Origin of the sequence: Enterococcus sp. DIV1420a (assembly GCF_051712165.1) — a bacterium.
Lineage (GTDB): Bacteria > Bacillota > Bacilli > Lactobacillales > Enterococcaceae > Enterococcus > Enterococcus faecalis.
This window is the reverse complement of record NZ_JBIOOI010000002.1, coordinates 309,664-325,273: the sequence shown is the minus strand read 5'-3', so window position 1 is coordinate 325,273 and position 15,610 is coordinate 309,664. Positions and strand designations below refer to the sequence as shown.

The following is a 15,610-nucleotide window of genomic DNA, read 5'->3' as shown; positions in this document are numbered from 1 at the left end:
ACCTCCTCTACTTCTTCTTTTTCCCTTTTTTATTTTTTTGTTTCATTGCTTCTTTATAAAAAGGTTGTTTTTTGCCTTTGCCTTTTTTCTTATTTTTCTTTTTCTTACCATCAAATGATTCATCTTTTTTATTTCTTCGTTGATTATTTGAACGAGTTGAAGAATTGGCTTTACCTTTTTTACGTCCTTTTGGTCCTTCGACTGGCGCGACTTCCTCAGCTGAAATCAATTCAAAATCAACTTCTCTTGTTTCTGGATCAGCTTTTTCAACACGGATTTGAACTTTCTGACCAATTTTCAAAGTCATTCCCGTCCGTTCACCAACTAACGCCATATGATTTTCAATAAAGTGGAAATAATCTTGTTTTAAGTTGTTCACGTGAATTAAGCCTTCTATTGTATTAGGCAGTTCCACAAAGATACCAAATTTTGTGACTGAGCTGATGATCCCGTCATACGTTTCTCCCACTTTATCTACCATAAATTCGGCTTTCTTCATGGCATCCACTTCACGCTCTGCATCAACTGCGCGACGTTCCATACTTGAACTATGATTGGCAATTTCTGGTAATGCTTCGTTCCATTTTTCTTGATTTTTTTCAGATTGATCTTGGCTATAGCTGCGAATCAAACGATGCACAATTAAATCTGGATAACGACGTATTGGTGAAGTAAAATGCGTATAATATTCAGCGGCCAACCCATAGTGTCCGTAGTTGTCTTCTGAGTATTTTGCTTGTTGCATACTTCTTAGCAACATCGTATTGATAACCACTTCTTCCGGCTTATTTTCAACTTGCTCTAAAACTTTTTGTAAATCTTTTGGTGAAATGTTTTCTTTTGTTCCTTTAACAAGAATGCCAAGTACTGCAGCAAAGTCAAAGAAACGTTGCATTTTTTCTTCTTTTGGTTGTTCATGAATCCGATAAATAAATGGCAGTTTTAAGTCATGATAATGACGTGCCACAGTTTCATTCGCTGCCAACATAAAGGATTCAATTAATCGTTCACCCACGCCACGCGTGCGTAAAAGAATATCTTGGGGATGACCATTTTCATCAACTAGGACTTTGGCTTCACGATCTTCAAAAGAAATCGCACCACGGCGCATACGCATCTCTTCTAATATATGGTGCAGCTCGCCCATCTCTTTAAACATGGGAACTAGCTCTTTGTAGCGTTCTAACGTTTCAGGTTTTTGCTCTTCTAAAATTTCATTGACTGCTGTATAGGTCATTCGTTCCGTTGTTTGGATTACACTTTGGAAAATTTCATGCGAAATAACTTCTCCTTCTGGTGTAATTTCCATCTCACAACTCATGGTTAAACGTGGAACATGTGGGTTTAGCGAACAAATCCCATTTGATAATCGCTGCGGAATCATTGGCACAACACGGTCTGTCAAATAGACACTTGTGCCACGTTCATACGCTTCCATATCCAATTGGCTTCCTTCAGTTACATAATAAGAAACATCTGCAATATGCACCCCTAAAAAGAAATTGCCATTTGCTAACTTTTGTACCGTTACCGCATCATCTAAATCTTTTGCATCTTCTCCATCAATCGTCACAATCAACTGATCACGTAAATCCCGACGACCGACTAAATCGCTTTCTGCAATAGTTTCTGGTACTTGGTCCGCTTCAGCTAAAACTTCATCAGGAAATGCTGTGGGAATTCCATGAGCCACCACGATTGATAAAATATCCATTCCTGGATCATTTTTATGACCAATCACTTGTTTGACTAGTCCTTCCATACTCGTTGGATATTCTTGATCTGGATAATAGGTAATTTCAGCAATGACAATGCTACCATCTACTGGCTTAATCCCTTCAGGTGCAATTGATACAGTATACTGATTCAATTTCTTATCTTTGGGAATCATGTAGCCATACAGTCCCATTTCTGCCATTTCTTCTTCACTATATGCCACAAATTCTCCGACAACTTGGCTCACTGCTCGCTCTTTAATTTCTTTGACTTTACCTTCTGCGCCGCGATCTGAAAAAGGATCCGCATGTTGGATCACATCGATTAAAACCGTGTCCCCATCCATTGCAAAGTTCGTTGCCTCTTTCGGAATATAAACATCTGGTTCTTCAGGATCGATGGTCACGAAACCAAAGCCTCGTTCATTTGCACGAAACGTTCCTTCTATTAATAAGTCTTTCATTGGTAACAAGACTTTGCCTTTTTTGTTGAAACTAACTGACTTTTCTCGTTCCATTTGTGCAATGGTTTGCACTAAAATTTTAAAATCTGAACTTTTTTCTAAATTCAAGCCTTGTGCAATTTCTTCGATTGAAAAGCTTTTCTTTTTTTGGCTTTCCATGAAATGTAAAATTTGCTCTTTAATTGTTTGTTTTGTCATTATTTCTCCTCATTCCAAGGTAGTGTTGCTAAAAATTGCACCACATCTTGCTCTAATTGTTTGTGTTCTCCACTCACCGTAATGACATGTCCGCTGTTTGGGTACCATTGTAAGGTCACACGTGCTTGTGTTAGCGCTTGGGCCGTTTGATAGACGCCCATTGGCTCAATCATTTCATCTTTGCCAGCTTGCGCTAAGAAAAGAGGGGTGTGGATTTTGTTTAGTTTGTCAGCCGTCTGACTAGCAATCGTTTCAATCGCTCCTAATTGTTGTTTGACTCGTTGCTCAATCGATTGCAACCGGCTTTGTTGTTCCTCTGCAGGAACTTCTGCGATTTTCATCACATTTTCTGCGTATAATACAAAATTTTCTGGGACTTTATTTTCGACAGGGTAGATCGGTGAACAGAAAAATCCACCACCAATTAATCCTGTTAATTGTTCCGTTAATGCATGCATACTGAAAATCCCGCCCATTGATAAACCAAAAATAGCAATTTCTTGGTAACCTCTTTCTCTCAAAAAAGCGACTGCTTCTTGTGTATCTTGCCACCATTGTTCCGTTGTTTGATCTAAAATATCTTCAGGAACTAGCGTGCCATGTCCTGAAAAATTAGGCGAATAGACAGTATAATTTTCTTTTTCTAAACGTCTGCTTAACATCCGTACATCATTACTGCTGCCAGAATAAGCGTGTAATAAAAGGACCGCCCGTTTTCCTTTTTCTGAAAATAACGGCTTCGGTAAATTGATTTTTTTTGCCACTTCGCTCACCTCAGCTTCATTCTATCATATTCTCAAAAGAAAACCTTCCGAAATGATAAGTTTCAAAGACTTTTTCAGAAAGAAAAAGAACAGAAAAATAAGTGTCCGCACTCATCTCTCTGTTCTAAACTTGTCTTTTTAAAAGATTACGTACTTATTTTGAAGATAAGAACGCCAAAACAAATAATAAAATCATCCAAATTGCGCCAAGAACTGCTGTTGAGCGTTGCATAACAGCTTCAAAACCGCGCGCTTTTTGCTTCCCAAATAATTTATCTGCACCGCCAGTGAAGGCACTTGCTGCACTGTTTTGTTTGCTTGGTTGCATCATAACAGTAATGACGATTAAAACAGATAAAATGATGACCAACGTTAAGATTAGATTATACATGCGTTAATTCTCCTTTTTATACAAATATGCGAAATTCATCTACTTTAATGTAGCATATTTTATCTGTAAACACCAGTGAAATTTAATGTCTTTCCTTATTTGTCTCTAATAGCAACAGCCGCAAGTAGGAATCAGATTTCTACTTGCGGCTGTTGCTAGTTTCTTCTTTATTTTCTCAATACGTCTCCGTATTCAGGTTTAGTATCAAATTCTTTTTTGGCAAATGGACATAGCGGAATAATTTTTTTATGCTCTTTTCTCGCTTTTTCAACACCGGCTAAAACAAGTTTTTCAGCTAATTTTTGTCCACGATAAGTTGGATCAACAAACGTATGATCAATAATCATCATGCTTTCGCCAGCATCTGACCAAGTCATTTCACCAATTTCTTGGTTTTCATCGTTATATAGAGCAAAACGATTGTTTTCTTCTTTAATTTGCATACTCGTTCCCTGCTTTCCGAATATATTTTAGAGCGCCACTTGGACATGAATCAACTACAATCATGTCATTTTCAACACTTCCGTTATCTGGAATAATCCATGGTTTCCGACCAACTTCAAAGACTTCTGGATTTCCGCGAACACAATTACCAATATGTTCACAAATATCTTTATTATAAAAGATATCAATTCCTTTCCCAGTATATTTACGGTAGCCTTCTTTTAATAGTTGTTCTTCCGTGACTGGTTGCCCATCTATTTGGTTTCCTTTCATTGCACAATCTCTCCCCTGTAACTTATTAATATTAAAAACGTACCTTTATTTTACCACTAAGCTGGACATTCAGGCAATTAATTGTTCCACCTTACTTGCCAATTCGACGAGCTCGCAAAGCAGATAAGATTGACACAGTGTCCACAACTTCTTGTAGCATAGCCCCGATTAGCGCTGGAATAATCCCGGTACTAGCAATTAACATTAGTAAAACGCAGATAAAAATTCCGATTAATACAGATTGTTTGGCAATTTTCATGGTATCTTGGGCAATTTCGACCGCTTGGCTGACTTTACTTAAGTCATCTTTTAAAATAACAACGTCAGCAGTTTCACTAGCCGCAGTAGCTCCATGAGCGCCCATAGCAATACCTACGTCTGCAGCAGCAAGCGAAGGTGCATCATTTACACCATCTCCTACCATGATGACTGGATGATTTTCTTTAGGCAATTCTTTTAGAATAGTTAACTTATCTTGTGGTAAACATTCCCCATGTACTTCGGTAATTCCTACTTCTGCAGCAATCGTTTCTGCGACGGATTCTTGATCCCCCGTCAGCATTAAAATTCGTTGAAGATGTAATTGGTGTAATTTTTCCATAGTCTCTTTTGCTTCTGGTCGTACTGTGTCTGTAAAAGTAATTCGGCCTAAATATGTGCCATTACGTGAAATATGAATGGTCGTTTTATCAATTTTTTCAGTTGTTTGAGACTCTTGTGTCACAAAATTCTTTTTACCTACCCGTATCTCAGCACCATCCACAAATGCCTTCACGCCAGCACCAGAAACTTCCGCTAGATCTGTAATATTTTTTAATGGGACATCTTGCTTTCTGGCATAAGCAACAATTGATCTAGCTAAAATGTGACTTGATTCTTGTTCCACGCTTGCTGCCAATCCCACTAATTCAGCAGCAGTTATTTCAGCATTGATTGGTTGGACTTGATCAACAGAAAGTTGTCCTTGCGTAATCGTGCCTGTTTTATCAAACGCAATCGTTTTTGCAGAAGCTAATTTTTCGACCATCGTTCCCGATTTAATAACGACCCCATGACGACTTGAACGACCCATCCCTGCCACTAAAGCAATTGGGGCAGATAGAATTAAAGGACACGGCGAAGCAACAACTAAGACTTCCGCAAAACGCGTCGGACTTTTTGAAACAAACCAAGCAACACCTGCAATTAGGTAGGCAACTAGTGTAAAAGGTACCGCATAGCGGTCTGCTAAACGTACAAAATGAGCTGGACGTGCCGCAGATTCTTTCACTAAGTTCACAATTGTTTGATATTGACTGTCGGCTACAGTTTTTTCAGCAACCATTTTCAAAGAGCCATCACCATTCACGGAACCCGACATTAATTCATCCCCAGGATTTTTTTCAATTGGTTTTGATTCTCCTGTTAATGAAGATTCATCGACTGTTGATGTCCCGGTTTTTACCAAGCCATCAACTGGAACTAGTTCCCCTGGTTTTACTACTAATTCATCGCCAACATTGATTTCCTCAACAGAAACAGCTTCTAAATTTTCGCCATTCAAGCGATGAGCTTTTTGTGGCGAGTTATCCAATAATGACTTCAGCTCTTGGTTAGCTTTTCCAGCGGCATAGTCTTCTAATGAATCACCACCAGTCAACATAATTAAAATCATCAAACTGGCCCAGTATTCTCCCACAGCTAAGGTTGCAACGATAGCGGTAATCGCTAAAATATCGACACCATATTTTCCTTCACGTAAGGTTTGAATCATTTCCCAGAACATCATTAACGCCATTACAGAACCTGTTATTAAAATAATGCCATACGCCCAATTCGGCTGATGTAAAATAAATTCAAATAATAATGCCAAAACTCCTGTTATAATTGTAATCCCCAATTTTGTTACATGCTTCATCTCTTTTTCTCTCCCATCATTCACTTTACATTATTGAGCGTACCTTTTCTGTTTTGAAAAAGAAAGTGAAAACACCTAAATGAAAACGACTTTCATTATCATAGGATAGTTGCTGTAGCAACGTTTACTTTCTGAAAAGTAGTTATGTAAAAAAAACACAGACCATCGTTCATTCGCCGATGGTCTGTGTTTTTATTTCCAAAAATCATCAAAAATTGTAATGGGTAAATGCCGTTTGTGTTGTCCTTTTTTATACCAGTTTTCAATTGTTTGTTGATCTGTTTCCGAGACTTTTTTGCCTTCCAAATAGTCATCAATGGCATCATACGTGACACCTAAGGCAACTTCATCTGCAACTAACGGTTTGTCATCTTCTAGATCAGCTGTTGGTATTTTTAGATACAAGGCTTCTGGTGCCCCAAGTTCTTTCAGCAAAGCTTTTCCTTGGCGCTTATTTAAACGAAATAACGGTAAAATATCCGCTCCGCCATCGCCATATTTGGTGAAGAAAGCTGTGACATTTTCGGCTGCGTGGTCTGTGCCAATTACTGCGCCAGCATTTTCGCCAGCTACTGCATATTGTGTAATCATACGTTGACGTGCTTTCATGTTCCCTTTATTAAAATCGCTAATTTGAACGCCAGCGTTTTCTAGCGAACCAACCATTGCATCCACTGCTGGTTTAATATCCACTCGTAAAGAAACATCTGGCTGGATAAAGGCTAGCGCGGCTTGTGCATCAGCTTCATCTGCTTGCTCACCGTATGGAAGGCGAATCGCAATAAATTGATACGACATATCTCCTGTTTCTTCGCGCATTTCAGTCATCGCTAATTGTGCTAAGCGCCCAGCTAATGTTGAATCTTGTCCGCCACTAATTCCCAAGACAAAGGTTTTTAAAAAAGGATGTTTAGTTAAATAAGCTTTCAGAAAATCAATACTTTTACGAACTTCTTCTTTTGGATCAATTGTCGGTAAAACACCTAACTCTTGAATGATTTTTTCTTGAAGTGTTGTCATTTCTAGGCCTCCTTATTCACCGTTTCCGTTAAATGTTTAACGTCTTTACGCACTTTTTCCAATAAATTCATTTTGTGGTTCCAACAATCTGTTGAAAGGTCCACTGGATATTTCTGCGGATTCAAGTCCCGCTTGTATTCTTCCCAAAGTGAATCTAAATTTTCTTTTGCATATTGTTTAATTTCATCTAAAGTTGGTAATTCGTACACACGTTTTCCTTCAACGAAAATATCTTGGAGTACTGGCCGTGCTTCAAAATCACGGACATACTTATTAATAAAGGTATGAACGGGATGGAACATATAAATTTCTTCTTCTTGGCGAGGATCTTCGTTCCAAAGTGTCACATAGTCCCCTTCTGACTTTTTATCAGATTTACGTGTAATGCGCCAGACTTGTTTTTTTCCTGGTGTTGTCACTTTTTCAGCATTGCTAGATAGTTTAATGGTATCTTTCATTTGACCATCTTCACCTTCAATTGAAACTAATTTAAACACCGCTCCTAAAGCCGGTTGATCATAGGCGGTAATCAGCTTGGTACCCACGCCCCATACATCAATTTTTGATTTTTGCATTTTTAGATTCAAAATCGTATTTTCATCTAAATCATTCGATGCATAAATTTTTGCTTCAGTAAAGCCAGCTTCGTCCAGTTGTTCACGAACTCGTTTAGAAATATAAGCCATATCGCCACTATCAATCCGCACGCCTAGGAAATTAATTTTATCACCCATTTCTCGAGCTACTCGAATTGCGCTTGGCACTCCCGCTTTCAAAGTATCATACGTATCAACAAGAAAAACGCAATCCCGATGTGTTTTGGCATACGCCATGAATGCTTCATAATCATTTCCATACGACTGAACCAATGAATGGGCATGAGTCCCACTAACCGGAATACCAAAAATTTTACCAGCACGAACATTACTTGTCGCGTCCGCCCCACCAATATAGGCGGCTCTTGTGCCCCAAATGGCAGCATCTAATTCTTGTGCCCGGCGTGTTCCAAATTCCAATAAAGGATCATCGCCTATCACGGATTTAATTCGAGCCGCTTTTGTCGCAATTAATGTTTGGAAATTCACCATATTTAGCAAAGCTGTTTCTACCAATTGACATTGTGCCAAAGGACCTTCAATTTGAATTAACGGTTCGTTATTAAAAACCAAATCCCCTTCTAAAGCAGAGCGTACAGTACATTTAAATTCAAAATTTGCTAAATACGTCAAGAAATCTTCTGGATATTCTTCAACTTCTCGGAGATATGCAATATCAGATTCTGTAAACGTTAAATTTTCGAGATAATTGACTAAACGTTCTAAACCTGCAAAAATTGCGTAGCCATGATTAAAGGGCATCTCTCTAAAGTAACATTCAAAAACAGCATGTAAATCTGCTTTCCCTAATTCCCAGTATGTTTGCATCATATTGATTTGATACATATCTGTATGCAATGTCAAACTATCATCTGCATATGTATAGTCCATCGTTTTCTACCTCTATTCTTTGTATTAAAAACTTGTTTATATTATAACAAAAAAATTTTTTTTAGCCTAAAATCTGCTTAGACCTCTTTTTCTTTAAAAATGAAAAATTTACTGAAGAAATAATTTAAAATCACTACTACAACTTGTGTAATCATTTTCGCCCAAAACGATGAAAAATGAATGCCATCAATTAGGAGAATCATTAAACCCATATCAGCCACAAAAGATAAAATTCGGTACCAATAAAATAAGCCCATTTCTTTAAAAAAACCAGCTATGCTTTCATGCTTACTTGCGAATACCCAATATTTATTCGTGAAAAAGGCAAATAGAACAGATAAAAACCAACTAATTGTGTTACTTATCTTGTAATCCAACCCTAACACATTTTGACAAACAAAAAACACAACTAAGTTAACGACAGTCGTTGCACCACCAAAAAATAAATAAGCCAGTACTTCTCGGTATTTACGAAATAATTCTTTCAATTTTCACGCATCCTTTCAACTAATCATTTTATCAAACTTCGGCAAGAAAACCTATCTATTTTGTGTAAAGACACAATTCTCTTGCTAATTTTACTATTTATTAAGTATTTATGAAAAACATAGTAAGAGTAGAGGAAAAGTTCATCCATGAATGAACTTTTCCTCTACTCTTCGTCTAATAATATATTGACTCTATCGACAAATAAGTTAAATCAGCATTAGTCCTTTAGCTTAGGAAGTGCTATCGTTTGTCCTTCGGTTAATACAGAATACGTTAAGTCATTTGCCTGCTTGAGGGCGGTTAAGGAATAGCCCGTTTTTTTTGCAATTTTTGCGAGTGTCTCTCCTCTTTTTACTTCATAATACTCAGTAGACTCTGTTTTTGAGTCATTCGCTTTACCATTTGATTGCTCTGCTGTTTTCAAAGCATTAGTCACCGATTTACTGATTATTAGTGATTGAAGTAACGCTTGTTCTTTCGGTTCTAGAGAAGTCGCCGCTGTATGCTGAGGAATCGTGATCTTTTGGCCAATATAAAACATTTCTTGAGTCTTTGAATTTTGCTTTAAAATGGCTGTTGCTGACACACCAAACGTCTGGCTAATGGTGGCGAGAGAATCTCCTTTGCTTACTTCATAGATGACTGCTTCTTTTTTTAGCTGTTCTTTGACTGCTTCCTTATCAAACGAAGGTTTCTTTTCTTCTGCCAAATTAGTCACTACTGGTTTCTTCTTTTCTTGATCGTATTCAGTTAATTGATAGGTTTCAATCAACGCGTTTAATTTTTTATCGTAATATGTATCCGTTGCATAACGACCTGTTAAAAATTTTGTTGCCTGCTGATAATTCGTCGTGTTTGCTTTCAAAACGCCGTGATAAAACGTTGGATTACCCGCCAGCCCATTGATGATTAATTTACTATAGTCTGTTAATGACTCTTTATAGGAAGGATACTGACGAAAATCGGCATGAATGGTGGTCATCTTCCCTTTACCATCATCTTCTTGTGTGGAAAAGCTGACACTTTGACCTTGATAAGCGCCTTTAATGCCAAACAAATTATAATTTGGCGGCGCCGCTAACGCACTATTGCCCGAGCCACTTTCTAAAATAGCTTGAGCTATCATGACAGAAGCGTATAGATCATGTCGCTGACCAATAACTCGTGCTTCTTCACCGATTTTTATAATAAACTCAGAAGTAGAAGCATTCTCTTGGACAACAAAATTTGCCTCGGCTTGTTGTTGAATTCCTGCTTGCTTTTCCTTTTCTTGACTATTGTCTACCTCTGAATGTACCAACGGCTCTTTGGTCTTTTCAGTTAATGTAGAATTTTGTGGTTCCTGATTATGAGGCGGCTTTTCAGTGAGTGCTTTACGCTCTTCAGACGCTGGTTGCTCACTTTGTAACGATTCGGTTGGTTTAGTACTAGCAATTGTCTTTTCTTGTGGCGGTAAACTATTTTCAGATTCTGAAGGTTCCACATTATTTTCCTGATGGTCACTGCTGTCATTTTGTGTTGAACTTTCTTGTTGTTCAGACGAACTTATTATTGTTTCGTTCAGCGTTGAAGAAGTAAGGGTTCCTTGATCTTGATTGGCTTGGTCCGCTCTTTTTTCTTCCAGCGATAGCTGTCGACTTTCGTCCCTCGTTTCGGTCTCTTCTTGAGCGATTAATGGTTCCGAATTGTAGTAACTGGCTCCCGCATAAATCCCTAAAATTCCAATACATACCAACTTCAAATATCTTGCCTTTCTTTTTTTCATCGCATTTCTCCTTCATTTACCTCTTTATTTCTGCTAATAACTGCTCTATCTGTTGGTACGTTCCTGTTGATTCATTCTTGATTGTCAGCATTTGTTCACAATAAGCTTGGTACTCTCTTGCCACTTGCTTCATGCGTGTTAAAGTTGCTAAACGTTGTTCCATTTCTTCATGAACTGTTGCAACTTGTTGGTTGGCTTGACTAATTGTTTCTTTTGCTTGACGTTTGGCTTCTAATAACACTTCGCCAATTTCTTTTTGAGAAAGCGTAACGGCTGTGTCTAAATTCTCTTCACTGGTCTGTCTCTGTTGCATCTTTTCTTCAGACAATTGTTTCTGTAAAGAAGTGATAGTTGTTTCTTTATCACTTAATGTTTCTTTAACATGTTTAAGTTGAACATCTTTTTCGACTACTTGTTTTTGTAATGCTTCCACTTCATTGGTTTGCATTAATAATTGCTCCGTTAGCTTTTTAATGGATTGCTGATATAGTTGATTTTCTTCTTCTAGTTTTTCAACAAAAGAAAATGACTCTTCTGACAGTTCAGTCGGCACTTGTTGCTGGACCTGTTTTACTTTTGCGGATTGCTCTTTTGCATAAACGACCTCGTCATCAAAGATTGCTTCTTCTGTTACCGTTGGTTGTGCTTTCATCGATTGTTCATTTTCAAAATCCGGCATCTTCTCATACTCCTCATCTTCATTGTTTTTAGTCAAAAATTGCCACATTTGTTTCTCCTCCTTCGTACCTTTTACACCGTTAACATATAGCCTTTTGAGCGAATTGTTTTGATATATTGTGGTTTGTTCACATCTTGTTCAATTTTTTTGCGCAAATGGAAAATCACATTAGCGACACGATATTTTCGTTCATTCGCAGTATCTTTCCAGACATTTTTGTAGAGTTCTTCATATGTAATTGTTTGTCCTGCGTGTTTGTATAAATACTCTATTGTGAAAAATTCCAATTTTGTTAAAAGAATTTCTTCTCCACTTCCCAAGCAAACACTCAAATTTGGCGCAATTAAATACAATCTCTCAGAAAGATTCTTAGTAACTGTTTGTTCCTCGTTTGCAATAGCTAATTTAGGATAAAAACGTCTTTTTACACGTTGCAATAAATTACTCATGCTTAACATGCATTCTTGACGATCATAAGAATGATCAAAAACGCCATCTGCACCTAATTGTAAATAAATAATTCGATTGACTTTACTAATTACTTCTGTCCGAGAAAATAACCAAATCGGTAAATCTGACTGCTTGCGAATCGTCATTAATAACTCACAACAAGTATTTACTTGCTGGTGGTCAGTAACTTCAATCACTAATCCATCAATATGGTGCAAATGAAGAAGTATATTTGTTCCTTGGATGATCTGACATTCTACTTGATTACTAACAAACCAATTTTGACAGTATTCTTTTGTTTCAATTGTCAAAGGAACGACACCAATTGTATATTTTTCCATTTTTCCACCTCAATCTTCCTAATATTCCCCTTCAAAATATAATAATTTTTATTTATATTCTATTAATAAATAAAAATTACCAACTACTAGTTTTCAAAAAATGATTGTTATTACTAAATTTTATCGAATAAAAACAAGGCTGTCTAGCTAAAACGAAGCCTTTAAATTATCATCTTTTTTGTTAATTGAGTAAATATTTGAGAAAACACCATAAGCAAAGATATTATTTAGATTATTTATTCTTTATGTAAAAAAAAGCTTACGATTTTTCTGAACTGACCCAATAAACTGAGACAAAATAAAAAAAGCACCTCTTGTTGAATTCACGTTAAAATGAATTTAACTAGGAGGTGCTTTTTCAATGGGAAATCGAGTGTCTTATCCGATCCACATCAAAGAAATGGCTATACAGATGAAAAAAGAGAATATTCCTGTAAAAACGATTATGGAAGAATTAGGCATTAAAAACAAAACACAAATTGAAACATGGTGGCGTTGGTACCGTAATGGCGAGAATCATCGTCTGGTTCAACCCGTTGGAAAACAATATGCTTATGGTAAAGGTCCAGAAATTCTATCAAATGAACAACAGCTTAGAAATGAAAATAACTATTTAAAAATGCATATTGAGGTGCTAAAAAAGTACAAAGAATTGGAAAGGACGTGGAGCCAGAAATATTTGTAGAATTAGTTAAAAAAATGAAAGGAAAAATAACCATTACTGCATTGTGTCAACTTTTCGGCGTTTCGCGAGCTACTTATTATCGTTGGACTCATCGAAAAGACGTGGGAAAGTTAACACCTCTTGAAGAAGCCGTTCGTCGACTTTGCTTCCAGCATAAGTTTCGATATGGCTATCGAAAGATTACTGCGTTGATTAATCAGGAATACAAAGTAAACAAAAACACCGTACAAAAGATTATGCAGAAATATCATTGGAATTGTCGCGTGAAAATGAAGAAACGCAGTAAAGTGGGACAACCTTACACGGTTGTCGAGAACAAGCTAAATAGACAATTTTCTTCAGACGCTCCTTTAAAGAAATTGGTAACAGATATTACTTATCTGCCTTTTGGTCAAAAGCAATTGTATTTGTCTTCAATTATGGATTTATACAATGGTGAAATTATTGCCTATACCATCGGTGATAAGCAAGATACGGCTTTTGTTCTGGATACACTTGATCAATTGCCCCAAACAACGGATTGTCTATTGCATAGTGATCAGGGCTCTGTTTATACTTCTTTTGACTACCAGAATCAAATAAAAACAAAAGGCATTACCATGAGTATGTCCCGCAAAGGGACACCTTCAGATAATGCCTGCATCGAATCGTTTCATGCCTCACTAAAGTCTGAAACGTTCTACTTAGATGGGCTCACAAATGAACCTACATCTATTGTAATAGAAATTGTAAAAAAATACATTACTTATTATAATGAAAGTCGAATTCAACAAAAACTAGACTACCAATCGCCGATAGACTATCGGAAATCAGCAGTCTAGGAAGATGCTTTTTTATTCCTGTCTCACAATCTTAGGTCAGTTCCTTTCAATCGTAAGCTTTTAGAATACTTTTTTATTTTTACATCATACCGCCCATGCCCATTGATGGATCCATCATAGGAGCTGGTGCAGCTGGTTCTGGTTTGTCTGCAACAACTGCTTCAGTTGTTAATAATAAAGCTGACACAGAAGCTGCATTTTGTAAGGCAGAACGAGTTACTTTTGTTGGGTCAACAATACCGGCTTCAACCATGTTTACCCATTCACCGTTAGCTGCATTGAATCCGATACCTAAGTCAACATTTTTTAGTTTGTCAACAATCACTGATCCTTCATAACCAGCATTTTCAGCGATTTGACGGATTGGTTCTTCTAATGCACGAACGACAATCTTGATCCCTGTTGCCACATCGCCTTCAGCTTCTAGCGCAGCGACTTTACCAATTACATTGACAAGTGCGGTACCACCACCAGAAACCATTCCTTCTTCTACAGCGGCACGTGTTGCGTTTAATGCATCTTCAATTCGTAATTTTAATTCTTTTAATTCTGTTTCAGTTGCAGCACCGACTTTAACGACAGCAACCCCACCAGCTAATTTAGCTAAACGTTCTTGTAATTTTTCACGATCAAAATCAGACGTTGTTTCGCCGATTTGGTTTTTAATTAAATGAACGCGGGCATCAATGGCTTCTTTTGAACCAGCACCTTCGACAATTGTTGTGTTATCTTTGTCGACAACTACTTTGCTAGCATTTCCTAAGTTTTCAATAGTTGTGTCTTTTAACTCTAACCCTAAGTCGTCAGTGATTACTGTACCACCTGTTAAAATAGCAATATCTTCAAGCATCGCTTTGCGGCGGTCACCAAATCCTGGCGCTTTTACTGCGACAACATTAAATGTACCACGGATTTTGTTCAATACTAATGTTGGTAGAGCTTCCCCATCAACATCATCCGCAATGATCAATAGTGGACGGCTTTGTTGTAGAATTTGTTCTAATAAAGGTAAGATATCTTGAATATTTGAGATTTTTTTGTCGGTAATTAAGATATATGGATTTTCTAAAACAGCTTCCATTTTATCGTTGTCAGTAACCATGTATTGAGATAAATAACCGCGGTCGAATTGCATTCCTTCAACCACATCTAATTCTGTTTCAATCCCTTTTGATTCTTCAATGGTAATTACGCCGTCGTTACCAACTTTTTCCATTGCATCGGCAATTAATTGGCCAACTTTTTCAGAACCTGATGAAACAGCAGCGACTTGTGCAATCGCTTCTTTTGAATCAACTACAGATGAAATATTGTGTAATTCTTCTACTGCTGTTTTTGTTGCTAATTCAATCCCACGGCGAATACCTAATGGGTTAGCTCCAGCAGTTACGTTTTTTAAGCCTTCACGAACAATGGCTTGTGTCAAAACAGTCGCTGTTGTTGTTCCGTCACCAGCAATATCATTCGTTTTAGAAGCAACTTCTGAAACTAATTTTGCGCCCATGTTTTCAAAATGATCTTCCAATTCAATTTCCTTAGCAATTGTTACTCCATCGTTAGTAATCAATGGTGAACCAAATGATTTTTCTAAAACAACGTTACGACCTTTAGGGCCTAATGTCACTTTCACTGTATCTGCTAATACATCTACTCCGCGTAGCATTGCTGCACGTGCATCTTCTGCAAATTTAATCTCTTTTGCCATGATTTCTTCACCTCATAATTTT

The 15,610-nt window shown here is 37.3% G+C and carries 14 protein-coding genes; 1 reads left to right on the top strand and 13 read right to left on the bottom strand.

Translation table 11 applies throughout. The annotated features are described in order from the left end of the window. Positions 1–7: 7 nt before the first annotated feature. The 12 genes from rnr to IGI80_RS12895 all read right to left on the bottom strand — a co-directional run bounded on the left by rnr (position 8) and on the right by IGI80_RS12895 (position 12,377). Positions 8–2,377 carry a ribonuclease R gene (rnr, locus tag IGI80_RS12950; protein ID WP_438723822.1) on the bottom strand — a complete coding sequence of 790 codons (2,370 nt, stop codon included), beginning with the start codon at positions 2,375–2,377 and terminating at the stop codon, positions 8–10. Continuing rightward, entirely contained in the window at positions 2,377–3,150 is a 774-nt protein-coding gene (locus IGI80_RS12945; RefSeq protein ID WP_025186670.1) for an alpha/beta hydrolase, read from the bottom strand. Before IGI80_RS12945 ends, rnr begins: the two co-directional genes overlap by 1 nt. A 145-nt stretch (positions 3,151–3,295) precedes the next feature. Then, the gene (secG, locus tag IGI80_RS12940; protein ID WP_002356546.1) at positions 3,296–3,532 is read right to left on the bottom strand and encodes a preprotein translocase subunit SecG; all 237 of its coding nucleotides are present in this window, start codon (positions 3,530–3,532) and stop codon (positions 3,296–3,298) included. Between the two features lie 167 nt (positions 3,533–3,699). Next, complete coding sequence (locus IGI80_RS12935) at positions 3,700–3,975, bottom strand: GNAT family N-acetyltransferase (RefSeq protein WP_002356545.1); 276 nt, start codon at positions 3,973–3,975, stop codon at positions 3,700–3,702. Continuing rightward, a complete protein-coding gene (locus IGI80_RS12930) occupies positions 3,965–4,249 on the bottom strand; it encodes a (4Fe-4S)-binding protein (protein WP_010710643.1) in 285 nt (94 codons plus the stop codon). Before IGI80_RS12930 ends, IGI80_RS12935 begins: the two co-directional genes overlap by 11 nt. 91 nt (positions 4,250–4,340) lie before the next feature. Continuing rightward, positions 4,341–6,170, bottom strand: coding sequence for a heavy metal translocating P-type ATPase (locus IGI80_RS12925; RefSeq protein ID WP_438723821.1), 1,830 nt, complete (start codon positions 6,168–6,170; stop codon positions 4,341–4,343). A gap of 168 nt (positions 6,171–6,338) precedes the next feature. After that, complete coding sequence (gene nadE / locus IGI80_RS12920; protein ID WP_002356540.1) at positions 6,339–7,166, bottom strand: ammonia-dependent NAD(+) synthetase; 828 nt, start codon at positions 7,164–7,166, stop codon at positions 6,339–6,341. Between the two features lie 2 nt (positions 7,167–7,168). Further along, on the bottom strand, positions 7,169–8,653 hold the full coding sequence (locus IGI80_RS12915) for a nicotinate phosphoribosyltransferase (protein WP_438723820.1): 1,485 nt from the start codon (positions 8,651–8,653) through the stop codon (positions 7,169–7,171). A gap of 77 nt (positions 8,654–8,730) precedes the next feature. Further along, on the bottom strand, positions 8,731–9,141 hold the full coding sequence (locus tag IGI80_RS12910; protein WP_002356537.1) for a GtrA family protein: 411 nt from the start codon (positions 9,139–9,141) through the stop codon (positions 8,731–8,733). Between the two features lie 218 nt (positions 9,142–9,359). Further along, the gene (locus IGI80_RS12905) at positions 9,360–10,907 is read right to left on the bottom strand and encodes a glucosaminidase domain-containing protein (protein WP_438723819.1); all 1,548 of its coding nucleotides are present in this window, start codon (positions 10,905–10,907) and stop codon (positions 9,360–9,362) included. 16 nt (positions 10,908–10,923) lie between these two features. Continuing rightward, positions 10,924–11,634: a hypothetical protein gene (locus IGI80_RS12900; protein WP_174113909.1), complete on the bottom strand. Its 711-nt coding sequence runs from the start codon at positions 11,632–11,634 to the stop codon at positions 10,924–10,926. 23 nt (positions 11,635–11,657) lie between these two features. Next, positions 11,658–12,377, bottom strand: coding sequence for a response regulator transcription factor (locus IGI80_RS12895; protein ID WP_002356534.1), 720 nt, complete (start codon positions 12,375–12,377; stop codon positions 11,658–11,660). Positions 12,378–12,738: 361 nt separating this feature from the next. Here IGI80_RS12895 and IGI80_RS12890 point away from each other — a divergent pair. Further along, positions 12,739–13,883 (top strand): IS3 family transposase gene (locus tag IGI80_RS12890; RefSeq protein ID WP_438723124.1). Its coding sequence is split into 2 segments (ribosomal slippage): positions 12,739–13,012 and positions 13,012–13,883, totalling 1,146 coding nucleotides; the frame shifts between segments, so codons are not numbered across the junction. 79 nt (positions 13,884–13,962) lie between these two features. Here the strand turns inward: IGI80_RS12890 and groL are convergent. After that, positions 13,963–15,588: a chaperonin GroEL gene (gene groL, locus IGI80_RS12885; RefSeq protein ID WP_002362559.1), complete on the bottom strand. Its 1,626-nt coding sequence runs from the start codon at positions 15,586–15,588 to the stop codon at positions 13,963–13,965. Positions 15,589–15,610 lie beyond the last annotated feature (22 nt).

Bases quoted from the DNA above. Each gene is read 5' to 3' on its own strand.
- rnr (WP_438723822.1), bottom strand. From the start codon at position 2,377: ATGACAAAACAAACAATTAAAGAGCAAATTTTACATTTCATGGAAAGC.
- secG (WP_002356546.1), bottom strand. From the start codon at position 3,532: ATGTATAATCTAATCTTAACGTTGGTCATCATTTTATCTGTTTTAATC.
- IGI80_RS12935 (WP_002356545.1), bottom strand. From the start codon at position 3,975: ATGCAAATTAAAGAAGAAAACAATCGTTTTGCTCTATATAACGATGAA.
- IGI80_RS12930 (WP_010710643.1), bottom strand. From the start codon at position 4,249: ATGAAAGGAAACCAAATAGATGGGCAACCAGTCACGGAAGAACAACTA.
- nadE (WP_002356540.1), bottom strand. From the start codon at position 7,166: ATGACAACACTTCAAGAAAAAATCATTCAAGAGTTAGGTGTTTTACCG.
- IGI80_RS12915 (WP_438723820.1), bottom strand. From the start codon at position 8,653: ATGGACTATACATATGCAGATGATAGTTTGACATTGCATACAGATATG.
- IGI80_RS12905 (WP_438723819.1), bottom strand. From the start codon at position 10,907: ATGAAAAAAAGAAAGGCAAGATATTTGAAGTTGGTATGTATTGGAATT.
- IGI80_RS12900 (WP_174113909.1), bottom strand. From the start codon at position 11,634: ATGTGGCAATTTTTGACTAAAAACAATGAAGATGAGGAGTATGAGAAG.
- IGI80_RS12895 (WP_002356534.1), bottom strand. From the start codon at position 12,377: ATGGAAAAATATACAATTGGTGTCGTTCCTTTGACAATTGAAACAAAA.
- groL (WP_002362559.1), bottom strand. From the start codon at position 15,588: ATGGCAAAAGAGATTAAATTTGCAGAAGATGCACGTGCAGCAATGCTA.